Source organism: Streptomyces sp. NPDC107559, from assembly GCF_055657365.1.
The window spans coordinates 1-21612 of sequence record NZ_JBVKBD010000028.1 but is presented as its reverse complement, the minus strand read 5'-3'; the positions used below and the strand labels follow the sequence as shown (position 1 = coordinate 21612).

The following is a 21612-nucleotide window of genomic DNA, read 5'->3' as shown; positions in this document are numbered from 1 at the left end:
GCCCCAGACTTGGAGGTTCACTGCTGGGTGAGGATGCGGGTACGGAAGAGTTCGAACGAAGCTCGGCCATACATGGCCCGCTTGAGCGTCTTCACCCGGTTTACGTGTCCTTCGACGACCCCGGAGCTCCAGGGCAAGGTCAGGCCAGCAGCCACTGCGTCGAGGTCTTGGCGGAGGAAGCCGGCGAAGCCCCTCACGGGCTTCGGTGCGTCCTGCTCGGCTTGCCGGATCCACTCCAGCAGTTTTCCGCCGGCTTCTTCAACGCGGCGTATGACGGCCAGATGCCGCTTGGCCTCGCGGTCAAGCGGCGAAGGGTATTGGACTTCGACATGTGGATCTCCGTAGTGATCGGAGATCCAGGTGTCAACGATGATCGTCAGTTCTATAGACCTTGTTCTGATGACTGTTCATCCAGTTGTCCGTTCACTCCTCCCCCACTGGTCCCAGTCGCCGATAGGCTGCGCTGCCAGCCGCTCCGGGGGGAGCGGGGATCCATGCTCCCAAGGGGGATTTCAATGGTCGTACTCTGCGTACTGCTGCTCATAGCGGCGGTCGCCGTGTTCTTCGTCGGCCGTGGCCGCGACGGGAACGGCTGGAAGCTGGGGGCGGCGATCAGCGCGCTGGGAGGTGTTCTGGCCGGCGTCTTCGCCTGCGTCCACGTCGTGAACGCCTACGAGGTCGGCGTCCCGGTGACCTTCGGAAAGGTCGGCACGCCGCTGACCTCCGGCCTCCACTTCAAGTCGCCGTTCACCGATGTCACGTCCTTCTCCACCCGCCCGGTCGACCTCGACCTGCATGACAAGGACGTCGTCGAAGTGCGCTCCGCGCAGGGCGGCGTGCTGTATGCGGACGTCACCATCAAGTGGACCGTGGTGCCGTCGAAGGCGGTCGCGCTGTACCGGCTGGCGGGCACTCAGGAGGCCATCCAGGAACGGCTGGTGGTGCCGGACAGCCGCGAGATCATCCGCAACGTCTTCGCGAAGCACACCAGCGAGGAGGGATACGCCTCCGCCCGCGAGCAGATCGGCGCGGAGATCGAGACGCTCGTCAAGAAGCGCCTGGCACCGCGCGGTATCGATGTCACCGCCGTCAACCTGCGCAACGTGAAGCCCTCGGACCAGCTCCAGGAGCAGATCGACAAGAAGATCCAGCAGGAACAGGCCACCGAGCGCGCCGTCGAGGCCTCCCGTACGGCCACGGCGGAGTCGGAGCGCAAGCGCATCGAGGCGGAGGGCATCGCCCGCGCCAACAAGATCATCGAACAGTCCCTGACCGACAAGGTCCTCTACAACCAGTGCCTCGACGCCTACAGGGAGGCCGCCAAGTCCAACCCGGTCTACGCGGTCCCCTGCGGCACAGGCTCGAACGGCACACCGGTCATCGTGGACAACACCAAGAAGTAGGCCATTTCGTTTGGATCAGTCGGCCGCTGGTCCGGGTGTGCCGTCAACTGATGTGCAATGGGCACGGATCAAGCCGTTGCTCCCGGACCGGAGACCGAGGCGAGGGGACTTGGGAACGGTGAGCACGGAGCCGGTGGTGGCTTCTTTCAGCATTCGGCGAAAGCGCCACTCCCGGCCGTAGGCGGCATCGGTAGTCACCCCAGGTAATCGGCAGCGGCAAGGCGGGGCGCCCAGCAGCATCGCCTTGGCCAGCTCCGGTTTGGCGGCCGCGCCCCGCGTGGTTGCGTCCTATGGCTCCTATGTCAATCAGGCGGCCTGTGTGAGGTCAGCCTGTCCGGCGGATCATGCCGGGCGGCCCACCGGCGCCGAACGGCTGTAGCGACCCATCGGACAAGGAATTGAGTGGAGCAGGTTGGGCCCGTCGTAAATGCCTCGACATCGGTCGCGGTGATCGGGGACGCTTCGCGCGATGACCAGAATCGACGACACACCGCCCGCGTGGGACGAGCGCACCCAGCTCACCACGTTCCTCGACTACGCACGGGACACCGCCCGCGCCAAGTGCGATGGCGTCTCTGCGGAGAATGCCCGCAAGGCGCTCCTGCCGGGCTCACCGCTGATGACCATGAGCGGGGTGATCAACCATCTCCGCTGGGTCGAGTACTACTGGTTCCAAGTGGTCTTCCTCGGCGAAGAAGACCGGGGCCCCTGGACCGAGGAGGACCCCGACCGCGAGATGCGTATCGCAGTCGACTTCCCGCTCACGCAGTTGCTCGACGAATACGCCGAACAGAGCGCCCGCTACCGCGAACTGGTCGCCGGGAACGACCTGGACAAGCACGCCCAGCGATCCGTCCGCAACGGCCTCCACGTCGACCTGCGCTGGATCCTCCTCCACCTCACCGAGGAGACCGCCCGCCACAACGGCCACCTGGACATCCTGCGCGAGATGCTCGACGGCACGACCGGCGGCTAGATCCGGCGGAGATCACAGCCGGAGCCAGAGTCGGATTGAGGCGACGGTGACGGTGTTGGAAGATGCAGCCGCGCTTGTCGAACCTCGCGGCCACGGCCCGGGAGTTCTTCAACGCGTTGATCGTCCGCTCGACTTCGTTCCTGCGCTTGTAGATCGTCTTGCCGAAGCCTGCGAGCCGGCCGCCCTTGCTGCCTCTTCGTTGACGGTTGGCCCGCTGGTTCCTCGGTTCGGGGATGGTGTGCTTGATCTGGCGTCGTCGCAGGTAGCGGCGGTTGCGGCGGGAGGAGTACGCCTTGTCGCCGCCGAGGTGGTCGAGCCGGGTGCGCGCGCCGCGGGCGTCCGCCACCGAGGCGGCCGACACAGATGCGCTCCATGACCGGGATGAGCTGCGGAGCGTCGCCCCACTGGCCCGACGTGATCAGCAGGGGGGCGGCGTCCACCCTCACCGGCAAGGTGGATCTTGCAGGTCAGGCCGCCCCGGGAGCGTCCGAGTCCCTCGTCGGGGCGGTGCTGCCGGGGCGTTGTTCTCTTCCCGGCACCCGCCGGCTTCTCCTGCGGGCTCCGGCGACGTGCTGGTGGGCTCGACAGGAGGTGGAGTCCACGCTCACCATCGACCAGTCGATGCGGCCCTCAGCGTCGGCGTCGGCCAGGACGGCCGCGAAGAGGCTGTCCCAGGTGCCGTCCGCCGACCATCGTCTGTGCCGCTCGTACACGGTCTTCCACTTGCCGAAACGTGCAGGCAAGATCCCGCCAGGGCACCCCCGTGCGATTCCGGTACAAGATCCCGCGGTGCCCAGCCCAGCCCCACAGTCGGCATGCCGAGCGCCTGACCAGGACGGAGCGCCAGCTTCGCTCCACCACGCTCGCTCGGCTTCACCGACACCGCCCTGGCCTCTGTGCCGGCGCGGTCGGCTCCGCGCCGGTCCGGGCGGCCGGGGATCAGCGGGACAGCCCCCGTCCCTCGGCGGCCGAGGCGGCGACACGCTCGACGGCCGGACGCCAGTGGGCCAGGCCCGGCACCCGCAGACCGACGACCTTGCCCGCGTCGTCCGCGCGGCGCAACGCCACCGCGGCCGCGAAGTCGGAGTCGGCCTCGAAGGCGGCGGCCTCCGCCTCTGTCATCGCGCCGCCCTGGCAGCCGAGGGTGCGCGCGCTTTCCGGCGACAGCGCGAGCCGCGGGTCGGTTGCCGCGAGGTACCGCTTCGCCGGTATGTGCAGCGCGACGAGACGTGCGGTGCGTGGTCCCAGCAGCGACGCCACCGCCGTCGAGGCGTGCTCGCCGTGTCCCGCCTCGTCGCCGGGCAGCAGGTGGTGACCGATGTCGTGGACCAGCCCTGCCACCTGCAGCTCTTCGTCGTCCGGGCACCACTGTGCGAGGACCGCCGCCACCTGGAGCCCGTGGTCCAGAATGTCCACCGGGTCACCGGACCTGTCCGGAGTGTCCCAACTGTCCTCACAGTCGGCGAGCAGGGCCATGAGCCCGTCCACGGAGCGAATGGGGTCCACCGGGCGCACAGGGCCGTCGGGCGTCGCCGGGTTGTCATTCATAGCGCCAGGCTCATGCAGGCGACGGTACGGCGGGTGGATGGGAGGTGACCTGCGGGAATCGTCGGGCGAAGAGCACGGGGGACGAAAGCCCGCGACGGGCGGACGCAACACCCTGGAGCACCTTGTCGCCAAGAGCCACACCGAACGCTCAAAGCAGGGAAACACGGTGTACCACACCGGCCTGCCAGCCGACTCCGATAGCGACGCCACGGAAACAGACACCGCACCCTCCCCCACGACGGAAGCCAACGACGCGAGCGAGACGGTCCCGGCCCAGGCATAGCCCAGGCCCATCCTGTGGCCAGTCAGGGCTGATAAGCCTTCACCCAGCCTTCGACGATGTGCCGACGGGTGTCTTCGGGGTGCTCGCGCGAGTTGCAGAGTGCCTGGGAGCTGGACCACAGGGTGAGCGCTCCCAACCGACGGTTCGGAAAGCGTTCGAGCATCGCGTCGAAGAAGCCGAGAGCGGTGTCGTGCTTCTCCAGGAGCTCATCGGCGGCGTCGAGGTATGCGCGGGTCTCGGTGAGGACACGGGCGGCGTCGTCGTCGAGGGTCTTGTCCTTGTGCCCCGCGACGATCCGGCGCGGGTTCAGGGCCTCGACGGTATCGATGGCCTGGCGCCAGGCGTCGCGCCCGCCGCCCATCGACTGGCCGAGGTACTGGTGGACATTGTTGTAGAGGACGTCCCCGGCCACCACCAGATCGAGGTCGGGTACGTGCAGGACGGTGGTGTCGTCGCCGTCGCTGTGGCCAACCTCGACGATGGCCAGCTCGTGCCCCTCGAGGGTGAAGCGATTGTCCGGCACGGTGATCGCCGTGACCGGGGACGGCGGGATCTGCCCGGGCCACGCCTTGTCCCACACCGCCTCGCGGCTGGCCACACTGCCCCGCATCTGCGTGATCGTGCCGGCTGAGGCCACGACCTGGGCGCCGAACCTCTGGGCCAGGAGGTCGGCTGTGAACCAGTGATCGCCGTGGCCGTGGGTGACGAAGATGTGGGTCAGCCGCTTGCCGTGCGCCTCGACCCAGTCGCCGACCTCCTTCGCCTGGTCGGTGAGGAGCGGTGCTTCGACGAGCACGGCGTCCTCGCTGCCGTAGATCAGCGTGGTCGACAGCGGCGCAAAGAGGCGCGGCTCGCCGTTGGGCAGCAGCCCGGGGATGGTCTGCGGGAACGGGTCGGAGATGAAGACGTCGTATCCGAGGGTGCCGTCGGGCATTGGTTCTCCTGACAGGTCTCAAGTAAAGCGATCGATTTACTTAGACGCTAGCAGCGACCCCACGACATGTAAAACGATCGCTATACTTCGAGGGATGGAGACTGAGATAGAGACCGAGGCAGCCTCACGCGGAGGCCGAGGGGCGCGCGAGCGGATCATGCAGGCGGCGGAGCGGCTGTTCTATCGGCACGGCATTCACGCAACTGGAATCGCGGCGCTCACCGCCGCTGCCCATGTCTCGACTCGCACGTTCTACCAGCACTTTCCGACCAAGAACGCTCTCGTCGAGGCCTACCTGCGCCGCTATGTGGACACGCCGATCGCATCCGAGCGTCAGCTCGATCGCGACGACCTGCCCGCCGTCGAGCGGCTCCTCGCCATCTTCGATCCGCTGGAAACAGACTCGTCCGCCGTCCAGCGCGGCTGCCCGTTCCACAACGCGGTCGTCGAGGCCGCGGGTGACATCCCCGACATCGCCCGGCTGGTCGAGCGGCACAAGCGCGCCTTCCGTGACCGCCTCACGGCCACCGCGGCCGAGGCCGGCGCTCCCGATCCGGATGGACTGGCCAGACAGCTCGCCGTGATCTTCGAGGGTGCGGCAGCGTATGCCGCGTCCTGCAATGACGCCCGGGTCGCCGCCGACGCGCGTACCGCAGCCGCCACGGTCGTCCACACGGCCCTGGCGCCGCACAGTCGATGAGCCGTTCTTTCCCGTACATGAATCTTCGGGTCGGCGAATGACACATCGCTTCTCGCCCTGCCCCTAACCGGAGAGGGCCAGGTTGTGCAGGCGGGCGCTGCCGTGCAGGGCAGTGGTGAACACCGTCGGGTTCGAGGCGACAGTCGCGAAGGATCAGCCACCGGCCAGACCTCGTCCGCATCCAGCCCGTACCGCGTAGATCGGCCCGCCCCCGACCGCGGCTGCTCGCCAATGAACAGCATCCACTGACCGACCGCGGGTCCATCTTCGGCGTCGGCCGAGTCGGCTCGCAATTCAAGCGTCGCCGACACACAGGACCAGTGCTTGCCGCGGAGCGGGCACCGACAATCCGCCGAGAAGAGCCACGAACAAGACCGCGACGGCAGACCTCAACTGGAGACTCGTGACCCCGTCGAAGGCGATATCGCATCCGGCCGCCACCCCGTCCACGGCTCTTCGCAGCAGTTTGCCGGCGGGCAGCGAGGGTGTTTGCTACGAGCGGTTCAGACCGATGCCGTCGATCTGGACGGACGCTGTGTTCTGGCTGCGGAGGGTGAGCGTGCCTGGCTTGATGCCGGCGAAGGTGGTGAAAACCGCTTAAGGCAGGAGACGTTCCGGTTGGCGAGACCGTAAGGAGACCGGCCCGTTGTCCCGAACCCGGTGTCGACCCGCGACCATGCAGACATGGATCAACCCACGGGGGAACGCGGTCGGGCGGGGGCACTGACACACGGATGCGTGATCGCCGTGCTGGTCGCGGTCGGCGTGGTGTGCGCGCTGGTGGTCTGCGTGCTGTGGCAGTTTCACCGTGCCTTGGACAGCACGCCGCCCGATGTCGGCGCCTTCGCACACTCCGCCGCCACCCGCACGGCCGGCGCGGCCGCGGCACGGACGAGTTCCGCGCGCCTGACGAACCTGACGTCGGCGCTGCCCTGGGCCGTTCCGCTCGGCACATCGGTGGCGGACTCCTGCCAGACGCAGAACCAGAACCCGTTCCTCGGGCCGGCGAACTGGGCACCGATCAACTGCGTCCGCAGCACCGTCTTCTACCTCGCGTTCGACGGGGACATTCACACGCACCTCCACCAACTCGACACGGTGCTGGCCGAGCAGAACTGGGTGGGCTCAGGTTCGTCCCCGAGCACGCTGACCGGAATGGCGACCTGGCTGAGCCAGGCCGGCGGTGACCCCTCCCCCGCCGCGTCGCAGCGGGGAAGCACCCAACCCCCGGGCTCCCGGCCGATCTGCCTGTCCACGACCTACGGCCCGGCCACGCAGAAACACGACGCTCCGCACGGCCGGCCCGGCATCCGACTCCAAGTGGCGGTGGCGGAGCTCCCGTGCACGCCCAGCGCGCAGACTGGCGACATCCAGACAGACGGCAGACCGAAGAAGAACGCGGTCGAAACAACCGTCTACCTCGCCTGGCACCCCCTGTCGACCGACACCGTGAGCCGCTCCGCCTACACCAAGCACCACTACGTGGCCGCCCTCTCCCTCGCCGACGGCTACGCCGTCCAGTCCACCCCGACGACCTCCCCGCCCCCGCCACTGACCAGATAAGACCGCCAGGGCCCGGACAGCGGCGAGCGGCAGAGACTGCTGTCCCGGACGCAGTCTTCCCGCAGCGGCCGCACTCTGGGACGGGCTGCCCACCGGCTCCGGCCGCCGCGTCACCACGGGGGATGTTCTGCCCTCGCCCCGCCGCGGCCAGTCGTCCGGGGGGTCGAGTGGGCCGCTGCAGGCTCTCCTGAACAGGTCCGCTGCCGCCCGCGTCGAGGTCGGACGGCGTCCCTTGTCGGTCTATGACGAGCTGACCGGAACGCGTCCCTTCAACACCAACGCATCGACGAAGGAAGCCCGTTGAGCGAGTTGACCAGCAACCGCATCCGTGCCACCGCCGTCAAGCTCGGCTTGCCGCACCTGGCCGAAGTCCTCGATCAGTACGTCCAGCGGGCGGACGAGGCGAAAATGGGCTACCTCGACCTGATCGATCTGGTGCTGGCCGAGGAACTCGCCGTCCGTGACGACCGCAGGTTCCGCAACGGGCTCCGGCTGTCGAAGCTGCCGCACCATAAGACGCTCGAGGACTACGACTTCGCCTTCCAGCCCGAACTGGACCCACGCAAGGTCAAAGACCTGGCCACCCTCTCTTTCGTCGTAAACAAGGCCAACGTCGCCCTGCTCGGGCCGCCTGGGGTCGGCAGGACCCACATCGCGGTTGCCCTGGCCGTTGCGGCCTGCCGTGCGGGCTACTCGATCTACTTCACCAGCCTCGACGACATGGTCCGCCACCTCAAATCCGCCGAGAAGCAGGGGCGGTTGATGAGCAAGCCCACCAGCTATTTCCGACCCGCTGTCCTCGTCGTCGACGAAGTGGGCTACCAACCCCTGGAACGAGCCGAGGCGAACCTGGTCTTCCAGGTCGTCTCCAAACGCTACGAGAAGGGCTCCATCATCCTCACCTCGAACAAGACCTTCGGCGAATGGGGCCAGGTCTTCGGCGACGAGGTGCTGGCCACCGCGATCCTCGACCGGCTCCTGTACCACTGCGAGGTCGTCCCGATCAACGGCAACAGCTACCGGCTCAAGAACCGCCTCCAGGCCATGGCACGGGACACCGACGTTGCCTGAGCAGTGGTGCACATAGCCTCGTACTCGGCGGTGCACTCAGACGAGTACGCGGACAGCTGCTCTGCCGAAGATCTTGTGATCGCCATTCGAAGCGGGCGGCGAGGCCGGTGCCGGCTATACCTATGTCGCCGAGGCGGCGCCTCCCGGACGCCCCGGCGTTTTCGGGAGTCTCGCCACGCCTCGTATCTGCCCGCATACGCGACCCACCACGGACTGGACCTCGGCAAGGCCCTCACCGCCAGCGTCATTGGCCAAGCTGTGCTCATCTGTGCACTCCCGATGCTCGGCAGACTGCCGGACCGGGTAGGCCACCGCCGGAACGTCGTGGTGTTCGGCTTCCTCAGCGTGATCGCCTCGGTGCCGCTGTTCTCGTTCTTGCAACCGAGCTTCGGATCACTGCTCCTGGTACGGAGCATCGGCCTGGTGATTTTCGCGGTGTGCGGGTCCCTCGTCGGATCGACGATGGCCGAGCAACTGCCCACCGAAGTCCGCGCGGGCGGGCTCGGACTGCCGTATGCGCTCTCGGTGGCGATCTTCGGAGGCGCGGCCCCATTCGCCATGGAATGGCTCGATGCCCGGAGCCTGCCCGGGATCTTCCCCTGGTATCTCGCCGCACTCTGCGCAGTCACCCTCGTATCGGCCCTCACCTTCCACGAAGGACGCCATAAGGACCTGCGCGAGATCACGAGCGCCCCGCGGGGCGCTGGTGATGTCATCGCCGACCCTGCGATGACGCGGAATCCGGCACCGTAGCGCAGACCCGATGTCCAGAGGTCAGGACGTCACCGCTCACGGCCCATGACACCTTCGAGGGCGACGCCGGTGATCATGTCTTCCTGGCCGCCGATCATGTCGCAGCGGCCGATCTCAGCCAGGACGTTTCCGCGTCCCGGCCATGCAGGTCGGCCGCTGCTTCGCCATTCCTCGGAAAGCTCCGGTACACGTCGGCATAGCCGAGGGTGAGAATCTCACGGCTGACACGAACGGGGTGGTCTTGGACGAGGACGGCCTCAGCAATCTAACGCCAGGTACAACAACGTAATCGGCGATGGCTCCGAGGGTGAGGTGCAGCACGCCCACACCGCGCCTTCTGCCTGTCATGCGTGCTGCCCGGCGCCCACCGCAAATGCGAGGAGGTGTAGATACCGGAGAGGAGCGGACCGAGTCCGCTCCCCCAGCACCAGGGCGACAGTGCGCTCTTCGGCCTGTCGCGAGAGAAGGCCGGGCCCGCCCCGGTATGCGGAGCGGGCCCGGTCATCACCAGCCTATGCCGAGTGTGAGCGCGGTTGGCGGGTTGGCGTTGCCCAGAATCTGTACGGACGACTGATCGTTGATGTCGTCGTAGGGGAAGCCGTAGGCGCGCTTGTTGAGGCCGACGCCATGGAAGAAGCCGGCGTAGTCGTTCTTGACGCTTGCGGTGTAGTAGGCGGACGGGGTGTACCAGGTGGAGGTGTCCAGGGCCACGCCCCGGTTGAACGCGGCGCAGAATTCGGCGCCGAGTTGTTTCTCGGTGTCATTGCCCGAGGCGAGTGCTCCGGCGCAGGCGACGGCGTCCGGAGAGGTGGGCTTGTTGAGATGGAAGGGGCCTGTGCCGTTCTTGGTGAAGGTGAGCGTGGTGCCGCTGACCTGGCCGGTGAACGTCTCGCCGAGCCGGGCCAGTTTGAAGGGGTGCGTGGAGTAGTAGCTCCAGGTCTGATCGATGTACGTCTGCAGATAGTTCGCTTGCTGTCCTCCCGCCAGGAAGAGGTCGGAGGAGCGCGGGGCGATGATGCGGTAGGTGTTTTGCAGTGGCTTGAAGGCTGCGCCTGCTGAGGCCGCGTACTGGGACATGACCTGCGCCCGGGTCAGTGCGATGCCCTGGGTGTTGTCGTAGCCGCTGGATGTCTGCGTCAGGTGGGCGGTCATGGGGAAGCCGAACTGGTCGACCTGGGTGGTGTTTCCGCCGAAGGCGACCTGTCCGTGGACGTAGGTGTACTCGTACCAGTCGTAGTAGACGTCGGTGTTGGGATCGTTGGGGTTTCGCAGGTCGGGGCCGCCCCAGCCCTGGTCGTCGGGAGAGACAGGGATGTACATGGGAGATCCCAGTGAGACGTAGATCCGCCCCCCGCGGATGGCTGTGGGTGAGGGCACGGAACCGGCCGACTGGGTCAGCGTGAACGACATGTTGGGGTAGTTCACGCCCCTCTTGGTGAGATGTGCGGGCGCCGTCGCTTCCAGGTGGTTGATGTGGGCCATCGTCCCGTCGGCCTTCATGTACGACCACTGGCCGGGCGTCACCTGCCCCAGCACGGTGATGTAGATCTGCGAGTTGCTGTAGACGCCGCGGGTGTTGTTCTGGAAGGTGATCGGGAAGGTACCCGCACCGCCGCCTCCGCCGCCTCCCGTGTCGCCAACTGCGTACGTGAAGTGCGGGGTGTCGTAGAGCGGGCCGTTCTTCTCGTACGTGAACCAGTACTCGAGGGTGAAGCCGCTCGGCAGGTTGCTGACGTTCTGTTGCCACGTGCCCGCGTTGTTCGTCATGCGAAAGTCTTGCTGGCCGGCGTTGGGTGAGAGGTAGTGCACGTCGACGAGGGAGGCGGACGTGGTGGGCTTGAACCAGATCTCGGCTGTGCCGGAGCCGGTCGGCGTGACCCCTTGGGTGTAGTCGGCCGCGGCCTGTGCGGGCGCGGGGGTGGTGAGGATGAGGCCTATGAACGTCAGGAGGATGGTGAGGGCGGTGGCCAGGGGCCGTTTGTGTGATGGATGTCTGGTCATGGGCAATCCCTCTTGGCGGTCAGTGGCCGAAGTTGAACCAGTTGATGTTCACGAAGTCGGCGGGCTGGCCGCTGGTGAAGGTGACGTAGACGTCGTGCTTGCCAGTGACGGCGCTGATGTTGGCCGGGATGTCTTTCCAGGTCTGCCAGCCTCCGGTGTTGGCCACGGCGAAGCTGCCCACTGGTGCGTTGGTGCGGCTGTCGATGCGTACTTCGACCAGTCCGCTGATGCCACCGGGTGCACCACTGGCGACGCGGGCGATGAACTGCCTGGCCGGTGTGGAGCCGAAGTCGACGCCCTGGTACAAGGCCCAGTCGCCGTTGGCGGCGGTTGCGAGGTTCTGGCCTCCGCCGGTGTCAGTGGTTGTCTCCGTGGTCAGTCCCGACTGCTGGTCCGCGGACTCGGCCTGGATGGTGCCGTATGCGTCGCGGTTGCCGGACGGCGGCGGTGTGGTGGGAGGGTCGGTCGGAGTGCCGCCACCGCTGCCGGTGGACTGCAGGACCTGGACGTAGTCGACGATGAGCGGGTGGCCGGGCTCGGTGCCACCGTCGGGCCCACCGCCGAAGGCCGCGGGGAATTCGCCGCCCATGGCGACGTTCAGGATGATGAAGTAGCCGTGGTTGGTGGCGTTGGCCCAGGTGGCCGCGTCGACCTGGTTCTGGCGGACGGTGTGGTAGTTGACGCCGTCAAGGTAGAAGCGCATCTCCTGCACGCTGGTCGACTTGTCCCACTCGACCGCGTAGGTGTGGAAGCCGGCCTGGCAGGTCGTGCCCGCGCATACCTTCTGCCCACCGATGCCTGACTTCTCGTTGCAGGGACCGCCCGGGCTGGTGCCGCAGTGCATCGTGGCCCACACGTTGTTGATGCCTTGGACGTTCTCCATGATGTCCAGTTCGCCGACGCCCGGCCAGTTCCACCAGTTGCCGCGATAGGGGGTGCCGAGCATCCAGAAGGCGGGCCAATAGCCCTTGGCGGCTGCACCTGTCACGTTCGGCATCTGAAGCCGTGCCTCGACACGCAGCTTTCCGCCGGCGGGCGGCTGGAAGTCGGACCGGACGGTTTCGACTCGGCCGGAGGTCCAGTTTCCGGCACTGTCCCGTCGGGGAGTGATGCGGAGGTTGCCGGAGCCGTCGAGTGAAACGTTGTTGGTGCTGGAGGTCATCGTCTCGACCTCGCCCGTACCGAAGCCGGCGGGTCCGCCCGGATAGCTGGTGCCTGTCGTGTACTGCCAGTTCGCCGTATTCATGCCAGAACCGGCCGGTCCATTGAAGTCGTCGGCGAAGATTTGCGTCCAACCAGACGGCGGTGGGGGCGCGGAGGCATTCGCGGGCACGGTGACGCCGACGGCTACAGCGGCAAGGAACAACGCGCTGACTGCGGCGATCAGATTTCGCCTCATGGGCGAGCTGACGTGCGGATTTCGTTCCACGGACGGTACCTCTTTCATCGAGTCGTCACGATCACGAAACCTTGAGAGCGCTCTCAAAGCGTCGGCCACACTGTGCTCTCCACCCCTTCGACCGTCAAGAGTTGAAGCACAGGAATCAAGAATCCGCCCACAGGTTTCAAGCGTTGGATGCCGGCGCGTCCACGTCATCCGCAGCTCTTGCCCCAGGCTGAGGCTGCTCCGAAGGTGCCACGCCACTCAGCCAGTCAGTCAGTCAGTCGACCTTGACGCGTCGGACTTGAGACTCGTCGCGAAATTGATCTCCGGCTGAAGGTGAACGTGGTCAGCGAGCGGCAGGAAGCCCAGGCACTGGCCCGCAGCGGCTCCCACAGCACCACAGATCCGGCGCAGTTCCTGCCGTGCCCGGCAAGGGCGTGCGTCATTTGAGGGTGCGACCACATGCAGGAATCGGGCCTGGGCGCGTGATGGATGAGGGCCGGCGCCCCGTGACCCGCATTCGGGTGGTGCTCCAGAGCGTCCGGCTCACGGACGACTCTCCTGAATCCGGCTGCGGCCGTCCGCGTCGAGGCCGACCGCAGCCCTCTGCCGGCCCATCGCGAGCCGACCGGGCCTCGTCCCTTCACCACCCAACCCCAACGGGAGGAGCCCCATTGAACGAGGTGGTCAGCGCCCACCTGGCGCACCCTGGGCACCTGACCTCGAACGCTCCAAGATCCCAGACAGAGTCAAGCCAGGCGAATCCGCCCGCGTCACCAGCACCCAACCCACTGACCTGCACCTTCAGCCCGGGAGGGACTCCAGAACCCCGAATTACGCGGAACGCAGGCTCGGCATCCCTGCGCCGACTGCTGCACCCACAGCCGAATCCGCCGCCTCGGTGCCTGCCGCCCGCAAGAAGCCAGCGGGGACATTGGGCGCACCCAAGCAGCCTGCCGTGCCCCGGAAACGAACCGGCAAGAAGACCGCCGCCAAGGCACAGGCCGCGTGGTCAACATCGCCCGCGCTCGTCGACCCCATGCGCGAACAATTGGCGGCCCGGAGCGAACCCCGCTCCGCTGCCGAAATCGCCACCGCCCTGGGACAACAGCACCCCGAGCGCACCATCAAAAAAACCGTCGTGCACACCACACTCGAAGGGCTCGTGGCCAAGACCCAGGCCCAACGCACCAAACAGGGTGCATCCGTCTACTACACCACCCCGACCCAGCCAAGCTGGCCGAACCGGGCGAGCAGCACTCCGCCTGACAGCCAGCGGCTCGGACCAACGCGCCACGAAGATTATCGGCGGCAGCGTGATTCGGCAAATTCGTCAAGCAGGAGAAACAGCGCCGAAACCGCTCGCTCATCTTCCTCCGGAGTGAATTAGCGGATATCCGGCAGTGCACCATCCTCATAAATTTCACACAGGACCAGCCGCGGGATACAGATCAACATTTCTGCGGCCGCCTCTTCGTCACCGAGGTCGTCGACCGGACCGAAGCCCGTGTCGGCGATGCCGCCCCGACTCCCGTCCAGGTTGCTCGCTTACGCAGGGAGAGATAGCGTTACGGTCAGCAATGAGCCAGTCGAGTCGCCTGAGCGCTTCGATGACACGCGACTGCACTCTTTGAGTGGCAAGACTCGAGTCGGTCGACCTGCCGTGAAGCAACTCGGTGCGGGCAGGATTCAGCTCGCGCCAATAAATAGAAGATTCATGCAGGATTTTTCTCCGCGCACTCCGCGTCTCCGGATCCAGGATTTAATGCAGGGAGATCTGTCATGCCCGAATTTCTCCGCCCGTACTCCCGTCGCAATTTCCTCGCTGCATCGACCACCACTTTGACCCTGGCGGCGACCGGGACTCTCGGACTGCGGTTCTGGGAATATTCAGGCAAGCCGCTCTCAGCGAGTGAGCGGCAGAGCATCCGTCCCTTCCGCGTGAACATTCCACAGCAGGACCTAACAGATCTGCGCCGTCGGATCATGGCGACGCGCTGGCCCGACCGGGAAACGGTCAAGGACAGCTCCCAAGGCGTCCAACTCGCCACGATGAAGCAACTCGCCCAGTACTGGGGCACGAGGTACAACTGGCGGAACGTCGAGGAGACGCTCAACTCCCTGCCGCAGTACCTGACCGAGATCGACGGCTTGGACATACATTTCATCCACGTCCCCTCCCGCCACCCGAACGCCCTGCCGATCATCCTGACCCACGGCTGGCCCGGCTCCATCCTGGAGTTCCTGAAGGTCATCGGGCCACTCAGCGACCCCACGGCCCACGGAGGCCGTGCCGAGGACGCCTTCCACCTCGTCATCCCGTCGATGCCCGGCTACGGATTCTCGGAGCGGCCGACGGCCACCGGGTGGAACCCGGACCGCATCGCGCGCGCCTGGGCCGTGCTGATGGACCGCCTGGGGTACAAGCACTACGTCTCCCAAGGCGGCGACTGGGGTGCCGTGATATCGGACAAAATGGCTGTACAGCGGCCTCCAGGACTTCTCGGGATCCACGTCAACTTCCCGGCCACCGTGCCCCCGGACATCGCGGAGAAGCTCGCCTGCGGCGACCCGGTGCCGGCCGGTCTCGGCCCCGACGAAAAGGCGGCCTACAACAAGCTCGCCGATTTCTACAAGACCGGATCCGGCTACTCGGCCATGATGGTCACCCGCCCTCAGACCGAGGGATACGGACTGACGGACTCGCCCGCCGGACTGGCCGCCTGGATGTACGACAAATTCGCGGCATGGACATACAGCGGCGGCCACCCCGAGCGTGTGCTCACCAAGGACGAAATGCTCGACGACATCACCCTCTACTGGGTGACGAACACAGCGGTCTCCTCGTCGCGGCTCTATTGGGAGAACAACGCCAACAACTTCAACGCCGTTTCGGTATCCCTCCCGGCCGCCATCTCAGTGTTCCCCGGCGAGATCTACCAGGCCCCGCGCAGCTGGGCGTCACGCGCCTACCACGACCTTTTCTACTTCCACAAGGCACGCAGCGGCGGCCACTTCGCGGCCTGGGAAGTCCCGAACATCTTCACGGACGAACTCCGGGCCGCCTTCTCGTCACTGCGTAGGCAGCAGAGCGCAGGAAAGTAGGTACCGGCCAGGAGGCTGGGACCCGCGACACCTATCGGCCCATCAGGGACGGTTGAAGCGGTGCAGCCAGCAGCGGACCGTCTTTTGACCGCAGTCCGGCTCCACCGCAATCGCGGGCACCCGGGTGTGTCGCGTGTGACGCGCCCGGGTGCTGCCCCTGCCCGCCTCGTCGGCCGCATACACCGCAGGGCCCGCTCGTCTGGTCACCGGCCGGGCGAAATCCGCCGCGAAGGCGTGTTGTTGATGCAGCGTCAGCACTGCGTGCAGCCGCCGTCCCGGCTGCGCCGCGGTCGCCGACAGGGCCGCAGCGTTCGCCCGAGGGTGGGCCCGTCCGGCTTCCTGCCTGGTGGCGCACGAACGGAAGGCAAGTTCGACGGCTGTCACGCAAAAAGCAGCCGTGCAAAGGCAGTTGTGAACTGCACCACGCTCGCGACATCGCGGTCACGACCGGGTCGCTGTCTCGGCCGGAGTCGAGCGCCGCAAAAAATTCACATGTCGGCGTGGTGGGCGGCCCACTAGCGTGCAGCCATGACCGAGGAGATATGGGCGCATGTGCGCCAGCGGGTGCTCCGGCTGGCCGGACACCCCGGGGCGGAGAAGGTCTTCGGGGCACGGGGGCACCGCTTCCGGCTCGGTCCGGTGATGGACGAGGAAGAACTGCAGGCGCTCGAGGCCGACCTGGGCATCGGGCTGCCGGCGCAGTACCGAAGCTTTCTGCTCTGCGTCGGCAGCGGAGGCGCCGGCCCCGACTACGGCCTCATGACGCCTGTGCGCGACGGCGGCCAGTGGCAGTGGCGCGGCATCGGGCTCGCCTTTTCGGCGCAGCCGACCACGGCCGAGTTCGCCGGACGGCCCTTCGTCGCCGAGGCACTTCAGCAGGACCTCGACTCGCTCGAGACACAGGAGCCGCAGTCAGGGGCCTTCGCGGACGACGACGCTTTTCGCCGCGCGCACGCGGCATGGGACGCGCGCTACGAGGAGCTGAGCGACGCCCAGGAGGCAGGAGCGGTGTTCCTCAGTGAGCAGGGATGCGGCTACACCTCGCTGCTGGTGATGACGGGCCCCCACCGGGGCGCCGTCTGGGAGGATCTACGTCCTGCGGACCTGGGGATCAAGCCGTCCGGGTACGACTTCGCCCACTGGTATCTCAGATGGCTCGAGCGCACCGAACGGCAACTCGCGGCAGCACCACCAGCGCAGGCCGACTCACAGCGGACCTGACCGCCGAGCGAAAGGACGTCGCCGGCCATCAGATTCCGGCGTCGGTCTCCGGGCCAGCGGGTGTCCTCGTGCTCGTGCTCCTTGCTGTCGGCGTACACGTGAACGTGCCCAGTCACGTACGGATGAACGTGCTCAATTCGTGAGGTGCGGGACGCCGTTGCTGGGCAATCAGCTGCTTGATCTGTTGGGGCGGCAGAGGGCGGCTGGTCATGGTTTTGGACCCTCATCGGTGGTTGGAGCTTCGCCGGTTCCGTGGTCTGTATGAGTCCGGTGCGATCAGCCTGTCGGAGATCGCGAAGGAGACCGGTCTGAACCGTCGGACGGTCCGGAAGTACCTGTTGTCCCAGGCCCCGGTCGCGCCGCCTCGGCGGTCGGCCAACGGTCGGCCACGCAAGCGGGTGGTCGACGAGGTCGCTCCGCTGATCGACGCGATGCTGCGGGCGGAGATCACGATCAAGGGTGCGGTCGTCCACGAGCGGCTGGCCCAGGAGTACCAATTCACCGGCAACTACCAGCGTGTGAAGCTCTACCTGCAGGAAGCCCGTCCCCGGATCGCAGAGGAACTCGGCATCGCTCCCGGTGACCTGGCGGGCCTGCACCGCCGGTTCGAGGTTGTTCCCGGAGCCCAGGCACAAGTGGACTGGGGTGACGAGGGCAAGATCCTCGCCCATGTCGGGATCCCGAAGGTCTACTCGTTCCATATGGTCTTGTCCTACTCGCGCGACCCGTTCTGCTGTTTCACCACAAGCCAGGACCTGGCCACCTTCTTCGATTGCCACCGCCAGGCGTGCGCCCACTTCGGCGGGGTCCCGATGTCGATCGTCTACGACCGCACCAAGACGGTAGTCCGTCGGCATGTCGCCCCAGGTGAGGCCGTTCCGCTGCATCCGGAAGCAGTCGCGTTCGCCGGGCACTACGACTTCGACATCGACGTCCTGGCGGCCTACCGCCCCACCGGGAAAGGCCGGGTCGAGCGCCAGGTCGACATCGTCCGGGACCACGTCCTGGCCGGCCGGGCCTTCGCCTCCATCGAGGAGATGAACTCAGCGTTCATGGCCTGGGTGCCCCTTCGGCGGGCCCGGACCCACCGCACCCACGGCGAGGTCATCGGCCTGCGGGCCGTCAGGGATCACATGGCCTTGCGGCCGCTGCCAGAAACGCCCTATGTCGTCACCCAGCGGCACCTGCGGCCGGTCGGCAAGGACTGCCTCGTCGCCTTCGCCGGAAACCTCTACTCGGTGCCGGCCCGCAAGGTCCATGCCCGCCAGCTCATCGAGGTCCGGGCAACGAAGTCCCAGGTCATGCTCCATGCCACCACCGCCGATGACGAGGGCTCCACGTTGCTGGCCGCCCACCCCCGAGCGGTCGGCAGAGGCGTCCGCGTCGTCGACGAGAAGCACTGGGACGGTCTGCCAGACGGCAGGAACCGCCGTGTCACCACCGGCGACATCGTCCCCAGGCCCCGCCAGGAGGCGCCCCTGGGCGAGGAGGCCGGACCGCTGCAGGCCCTCCTGACCCGGGCCGCGGCCGCCAACGTTCAGGTCGGACGCCGTCCGCTGTCGGTCTATGACGAGCTGACCGGCACCCGCCCCTTCACCACCGCCGCCAACAAGCAGGAGTCGTCTTGAGCGAGCTGACCGGCAACCGCATCCGCACCACGGCCGCGAAGCTCGGCCTGCCCCACCTGGCCGAGGCCCTGAACCAGTACGCACAGCGGGCCGACGAGGCCAAGATGGGCTACCTCGACTTCCTCGACCTGGTGCTGTCCGAGGAACTGGCCGTCCGCGACGACCGCCGCTTCCGACAGGGCCTGCGGCTGTCAAAGCTCCCGCACCACAAGACGCTGGAGGACTACGACTTCTCCTTCCAGCCCGAACTCGACCCGCGCAAGGTCAAGGACCTCGCCACCCTCTCCTTCGTCGAGGCCAAAGCGAACGCCGCCCTGCTCGGGCCGCCCGGGGTCGGCAAGACCCACATCGCCGTCGCCCTTGCGGTCGCGGCCTGCCGGGCCGGCTACTCGATCTACTTCACCAGCCTTGACGACATGGTCCGCAACCTCACTACTGCCGAAGCCGCAGGGCGTCTGACCAGCAAACTCGGCACCTACCTCCGTCCCAGCGTCCTTGTGGTGGACGAGGTCGGCTACCAGCCCCTGGAACGAGCGGAGGCCAACCTCGTCTTCCAGGTGATCTCCAAACGCTACGAAAAGGGCTCGATCATCCTGACCTCGAACAAGGCCTTCAGCGAATGGGGCCAGGTCTTCGGCGACGAGGTACTGGCCACCGCCATCCTCGACCGGCTGCTTCACCACTGCGACGTCATCTCGATCAACGGCCCCAGTTACCGGCTCAAGAACCGGCTCGCCGCCATCGAACGGGACACCCAAGTGGCCTGACCAGCAAGAACGATGGAGTCCGTCACCGGATGACGGAAATCTCCGGAAGCGGCCGCTGCCATTCACCCAGCTCGGCAACGAGTACCCGGCGGGCCAGCCGTCGGGTCTGGATCCATCCCCCATCGACGGACAACGCGTCCCTCGTCCACCGATCAGCGTTTTCCGCACCGCTCATCTCGCTGAGAACGGCGTCGATCTCCCGCAGGTCATGCAGGACACCGCGACCGAGTTGCCCAGCCTCCACCAGTACCTCAGCCATGCCAAAAGCGTGATCGAAGTCCAGGGCGATCTCATCCGTCACCACGTCGTGCTTGGCCAGCCAGGCAACCTGGGACTGGGCATCAGCCGCTAGCACGGTCAGCGACTCAAGCAACAAGCGCCGACGGAACAAGGGATCAGGACTCTCCACAACACGATCGTCGCACGCGTCCACCTGTCCGAGCCCACAAACGAACACCCGTCTGAGCACATTCATCCGTACTTCGTTGAGCACTTTCACGAGTACGCCGACACTTGCAGGCTCAGGATGTCGGCGAACGCAGCCGCGATGTCGCCGGCGTCGGGCAACCGGCCCCAGTGGCCGTTGGAGTTGCACTCGGTGGTCTTCCCACGGCTGCACTCCGACGGCGGGTCGAGCCGACGTCACGCACGCAGGTAGGTTCCTGGTGTGCCGACTTCTCCTGTCCCGAAGCGAGCCACGTTCCGGAGCCTGCTGACATCGCTGCCGCGACCGCGAACACGCCGCCAGCGACTCGCAACCGCTCTTGCCGTGTTCGCCGGTGGTATGTGGCTTCTGCAGAGCCTCGAACCCCGACCCGGGGATCACGCTCCCATGGCCATCTGCGCCGCTGACGGCTCCACCTTGCGCGCCGACGTGGACGCGGACGGACACCTGGACGAGATCAACGAGAGCACCGGTTCGGTGGTCTTCCGGGGATACGGTCACCGGACCGTCGTCGAAGTCGACGATGCCCGCGGGTTCTGGCAGATGCTGCAGGGCTCATGGAGGAAGAACATGAAGACCCGGGGGGCCTTCGGCGACTTCGACGGCGACGGTTACCTCGACCTGGCCGTCTTCTACAGCCAGGGGAACAACGGCGACACACCGATGGACAACATGGTGGTGCATGAGGTGCATTACGGGCCTCTCGCCCGCGACCTGAGCAGCGGCCGGACCGGCACCATCCGAATGTGGTCGTCGTCGTTCGTGTACGAGGCACGGGCCATCGACACCAACCACGACGGCCGCGCCGAGCTGGAGGTCTTCCAGTCGGGCGGGGACGGCGCCGTCTACAGCGTCATCGGCCGGCAGGACAGGGGCGGCGTGTCCGTGAGTCGTGAGGAGACCGGCTTCTACGGGGAGTGGGACTTCCCCTCCCGCGACCCCGACACCCTCGACTACGGCGCCTGCGCGGATCGCCAGTCGGCAGGACCTGAAGTAGACCCGTCGTAGAGCCTCAGCGGTCGGCCGGGCAACGCAAGGGCCGGACCAGCCCTGCGGATCGCGGTGGAGTTCAACGGAGAGCAGGACGATTCCGTCCTCGTCGCTCACGATGCAGCGGACCCCGCACTGTCCGCGCATCACGCCGCCGCGCGGCTCGTACGGGCGCTGCGGCGCCTGCACTCCGGACGCCTCGGTGACCACCTGGCCCGACTCGCCCCCCACATCGCCGTGCTGTGTGTCGCGATCACCGTCCAGGCATGAACGACCGAGCTGTGCCTCACAGCCGCTCCTCCATGCCGACGGCCTCCTTCAGGTCCTCGTTCGCCTGCCCACACCGGCCTTCCTGCTGCTCCAGCATCGCCCGCGCGATGGCGTCGAGCTTGCGCTGGATTGCGTGCTCGGCCTGCGCTCGGTGTTCTTCAGCATCGCCGGCAGCAACAGCGTCACGGCGCCCATCGAGTCGCCGACCAACAGCTGCCACTCCATCGACAGCCCGGCCACGTGCACCGCAGAGAACGCCGCCACCAGGCACAGGCACAGGATCGCAAACAGCGGCGAGCTCGTGAAGTTCGACGCCAGCTCCGCGAGTTCCTCGAACCGCCCACGCCTGCCGTCCTCGCGCTTGCGCGCCGGATGTTCGAACGTCATGACGTCACACCGCTCCGTCCAGGAACGCACCGACAGCGCACCTCCACCGTCCGCCAGGAATCCTCCCTGTTTGTAACCACTTCTTTGGGGGTCTGGCCCAAGTTGTGTGGGGTGGTGACGCAGCGTCATGCGAGGAGGACTCGTTTCCGGAGGAGCGGGAACCCGGCGCGGCCGAACATCTGC

The 21612-nt window shown here is 66.8% G+C and carries 21 protein-coding genes and 1 pseudogene; 13 read left to right on the top strand and 9 right to left on the bottom strand.

What is annotated here, in order from left to right; translation table 11 throughout:
• Nucleotides 1-17: 17 nt before the first annotated feature.
• Nucleotides 18-272, bottom strand: a complete 255-nt coding sequence (locus ACZ7OY_RS41475; RefSeq protein WP_472250746.1) for a transposase — start codon at nt 270-272, stop codon at nt 18-20.
• Nucleotides 273-515: 243 nt separating this feature from the next.
• On the opposite strand from ACZ7OY_RS41475, the gene ACZ7OY_RS41470 reads away from it, so the two are divergent.
• Together ACZ7OY_RS41470 and ACZ7OY_RS41465 are read left to right on the top strand one after the other, a co-directional pair.
• Nucleotides 516-1403 (top strand): prohibitin family protein, encoded by an 888-nt coding sequence (locus tag ACZ7OY_RS41470; protein ID WP_472250702.1) that lies wholly within the window; start codon nt 516-518, stop codon nt 1401-1403.
• Between the two features lie 469 nt (nt 1404-1872).
• Nucleotides 1873-2379, top strand: a complete 507-nt coding sequence (locus ACZ7OY_RS41465; protein ID WP_472250701.1) for a DinB family protein — start codon at nt 1873-1875, stop codon at nt 2377-2379.
• A 12-nt stretch (nt 2380-2391) separates the two neighbouring features.
• Here the strand turns inward: ACZ7OY_RS41465 and ACZ7OY_RS41460 are convergent.
• The 3 genes and pseudogenes from ACZ7OY_RS41460 to ACZ7OY_RS41450 form a co-directional block, all read right to left on the bottom strand.
• A pseudogene (locus tag ACZ7OY_RS41460) lies at nt 2392-3213 on the bottom strand (IS5 family transposase).
• Between the two features lie 105 nt (nt 3214-3318).
• The gene (locus ACZ7OY_RS41455; protein WP_472250700.1) at nt 3319-3927 is read right to left on the bottom strand and encodes an HD domain-containing protein; all 609 of its coding nucleotides are present in this window, start codon (nt 3925-3927) and stop codon (nt 3319-3321) included.
• A gap of 305 nt (nt 3928-4232) precedes the next feature.
• Nucleotides 4233-5144, bottom strand: a complete 912-nt coding sequence (locus tag ACZ7OY_RS41450) for an MBL fold metallo-hydrolase (protein WP_472250699.1) — start codon at nt 5142-5144, stop codon at nt 4233-4235.
• Nucleotides 5145-5301: 157 nt separating this feature from the next.
• On the opposite strand from ACZ7OY_RS41450, the gene ACZ7OY_RS41445 reads away from it, so the two are divergent.
• The 4 genes from ACZ7OY_RS41445 to ACZ7OY_RS41430 all read left to right on the top strand — a co-directional run bounded on the left by ACZ7OY_RS41445 (nt 5302) and on the right by ACZ7OY_RS41430 (nt 9231).
• Nucleotides 5302-5844 carry a TetR/AcrR family transcriptional regulator gene (locus ACZ7OY_RS41445; RefSeq protein WP_472250698.1) on the top strand — a complete coding sequence of 181 codons (543 nt, stop codon included), beginning with the start codon at nt 5302-5304 and terminating at the stop codon, nt 5842-5844.
• A 684-nt stretch (nt 5845-6528) separates the two neighbouring features.
• A complete protein-coding gene (locus tag ACZ7OY_RS41440) occupies nt 6529-7407 on the top strand; it encodes a hypothetical protein (protein ID WP_472250697.1) in 879 nt (292 codons plus the stop codon).
• Nucleotides 7408-7707: 300 nt separating this feature from the next.
• Complete coding sequence (gene istB / locus ACZ7OY_RS41435) at nt 7708-8478, top strand: IS21-like element helper ATPase IstB (RefSeq protein WP_472250696.1); 771 nt, start codon at nt 7708-7710, stop codon at nt 8476-8478.
• A gap of 3 nt (nt 8479-8481) precedes the next feature.
• Complete coding sequence (locus ACZ7OY_RS41430; RefSeq protein ID WP_472250695.1) at nt 8482-9231, top strand: MFS transporter; 750 nt, start codon at nt 8482-8484, stop codon at nt 9229-9231.
• 29 nt (nt 9232-9260) lie between these two features.
• On the opposite strand, the gene ACZ7OY_RS41425 is transcribed toward ACZ7OY_RS41430, so the two are convergent.
• The 3 genes from ACZ7OY_RS41425 to ACZ7OY_RS41415 all read right to left on the bottom strand — a co-directional run bounded on the left by ACZ7OY_RS41425 (nt 9261) and on the right by ACZ7OY_RS41415 (nt 12679).
• Nucleotides 9261-9329 (bottom strand): hypothetical protein, encoded by a 69-nt coding sequence (locus ACZ7OY_RS41425; RefSeq protein ID WP_472250745.1) that lies wholly within the window; start codon nt 9327-9329, stop codon nt 9261-9263.
• A gap of 406 nt (nt 9330-9735) precedes the next feature.
• Nucleotides 9736-11232, bottom strand: coding sequence for a glycoside hydrolase family 64 protein (locus ACZ7OY_RS41420; protein WP_472250694.1), 1497 nt, complete (start codon nt 11230-11232; stop codon nt 9736-9738).
• Between the two features lie 19 nt (nt 11233-11251).
• Nucleotides 11252-12679, bottom strand: coding sequence for a glycoside hydrolase family 16 protein (locus ACZ7OY_RS41415; RefSeq protein WP_472250744.1), 1428 nt, complete (start codon nt 12677-12679; stop codon nt 11252-11254).
• 871 nt (nt 12680-13550) lie between these two features.
• On the opposite strand from ACZ7OY_RS41415, the gene ACZ7OY_RS41410 reads away from it, so the two are divergent.
• From ACZ7OY_RS41410 to istB (ACZ7OY_RS41390), 5 genes are all read left to right on the top strand, one after another.
• Nucleotides 13551-14006, top strand: coding sequence for a hypothetical protein (locus ACZ7OY_RS41410; RefSeq protein WP_472250693.1), 456 nt, complete (start codon nt 13551-13553; stop codon nt 14004-14006).
• A 392-nt stretch (nt 14007-14398) separates the two neighbouring features.
• Nucleotides 14399-15721, top strand: coding sequence for an epoxide hydrolase family protein (locus tag ACZ7OY_RS41405; RefSeq protein WP_472250692.1), 1323 nt, complete (start codon nt 14399-14401; stop codon nt 15719-15721).
• 528 nt (nt 15722-16249) lie between these two features.
• Nucleotides 16250-16942, top strand: a complete 693-nt coding sequence (locus ACZ7OY_RS41400) for an SMI1/KNR4 family protein (RefSeq protein ID WP_472250691.1) — start codon at nt 16250-16252, stop codon at nt 16940-16942.
• Between the two features lie 233 nt (nt 16943-17175).
• Nucleotides 17176-18570, top strand: a complete 1395-nt coding sequence (istA, locus tag ACZ7OY_RS41395) for an IS21 family transposase (RefSeq protein ID WP_472250690.1) — start codon at nt 17176-17178, stop codon at nt 18568-18570.
• Complete coding sequence (gene istB, locus ACZ7OY_RS41390) at nt 18567-19337, top strand: IS21-like element helper ATPase IstB (RefSeq protein ID WP_472250689.1); 771 nt, start codon at nt 18567-18569, stop codon at nt 19335-19337. Before istA ends, istB (ACZ7OY_RS41390) begins: the two co-directional genes overlap by 4 nt.
• Nucleotides 19338-19359: 22 nt before the next feature.
• Here the strand turns inward: istB (ACZ7OY_RS41390) and ACZ7OY_RS41385 are convergent, their stop codons facing one another.
• Entirely contained in the window at nt 19360-19830 is a 471-nt protein-coding gene (locus ACZ7OY_RS41385) for a hypothetical protein (protein ID WP_472250688.1), read from the bottom strand.
• Nucleotides 19831-20169: 339 nt separating this feature from the next.
• Here ACZ7OY_RS41385 and ACZ7OY_RS41380 point away from each other — a divergent pair, with 339 nt between their 5' ends.
• Nucleotides 20170-20790, top strand: a complete 621-nt coding sequence (locus tag ACZ7OY_RS41380) for an FG-GAP repeat protein (RefSeq protein WP_472250687.1) — start codon at nt 20170-20172, stop codon at nt 20788-20790.
• Between the two features lie 54 nt (nt 20791-20844).
• A complete protein-coding gene (locus tag ACZ7OY_RS41375; RefSeq protein ID WP_472250686.1) occupies nt 20845-21042 on the top strand; it encodes a hypothetical protein in 198 nt (65 codons plus the stop codon).
• A 48-nt stretch (nt 21043-21090) separates the two neighbouring features.
• Here the strand turns inward: ACZ7OY_RS41375 and ACZ7OY_RS41370 are convergent, their stop codons facing one another.
• Nucleotides 21091-21429 carry a hypothetical protein gene (locus ACZ7OY_RS41370; RefSeq protein WP_472250685.1) on the bottom strand — a complete coding sequence of 113 codons (339 nt, stop codon included), beginning with the start codon at nt 21427-21429 and terminating at the stop codon, nt 21091-21093.
• Nucleotides 21430-21612: the final 183 nt, after the last annotated feature.

Excerpts from the sequence above, each read along its gene's own strand:
- ACZ7OY_RS41440 (WP_472250697.1), top strand. The coding sequence starts at position 6,529 with ATGGATCAACCCACGGGGGAACGCGGTCGGGCGGGGGCACTGACACAC.
- ACZ7OY_RS41370 (WP_472250685.1), bottom strand. The coding sequence starts at position 21,429 with ATGACGTTCGAACATCCGGCGCGCAAGCGCGAGGACGGCAGGCGTGGG.
- ACZ7OY_RS41455 (WP_472250700.1), bottom strand. The coding sequence starts at position 3,927 with ATGAATGACAACCCGGCGACGCCCGACGGCCCTGTGCGCCCGGTGGAC.
- ACZ7OY_RS41415 (WP_472250744.1), bottom strand. The coding sequence starts at position 12,679 with ATGAAAGAGGTACCGTCCGTGGAACGAAATCCGCACGTCAGCTCGCCC.
- ACZ7OY_RS41470 (WP_472250702.1), top strand. The coding sequence starts at position 516 with ATGGTCGTACTCTGCGTACTGCTGCTCATAGCGGCGGTCGCCGTGTTC.
- ACZ7OY_RS41445 (WP_472250698.1), top strand. The coding sequence starts at position 5,302 with ATGCAGGCGGCGGAGCGGCTGTTCTATCGGCACGGCATTCACGCAACT.
- ACZ7OY_RS41405 (WP_472250692.1), top strand. The coding sequence starts at position 14,399 with ATGCCCGAATTTCTCCGCCCGTACTCCCGTCGCAATTTCCTCGCTGCA.
- ACZ7OY_RS41380 (WP_472250687.1), top strand. The coding sequence starts at position 20,170 with ATGGCCATCTGCGCCGCTGACGGCTCCACCTTGCGCGCCGACGTGGAC.
- ACZ7OY_RS41420 (WP_472250694.1), bottom strand. The coding sequence starts at position 11,232 with ATGACCAGACATCCATCACACAAACGGCCCCTGGCCACCGCCCTCACC.
- ACZ7OY_RS41465 (WP_472250701.1), top strand. The coding sequence starts at position 1,873 with ATGACCAGAATCGACGACACACCGCCCGCGTGGGACGAGCGCACCCAG.
- ACZ7OY_RS41400 (WP_472250691.1), top strand. The coding sequence starts at position 16,250 with ATGACCGAGGAGATATGGGCGCATGTGCGCCAGCGGGTGCTCCGGCTG.
- ACZ7OY_RS41450 (WP_472250699.1), bottom strand. The coding sequence starts at position 5,144 with ATGCCCGACGGCACCCTCGGATACGACGTCTTCATCTCCGACCCGTTC.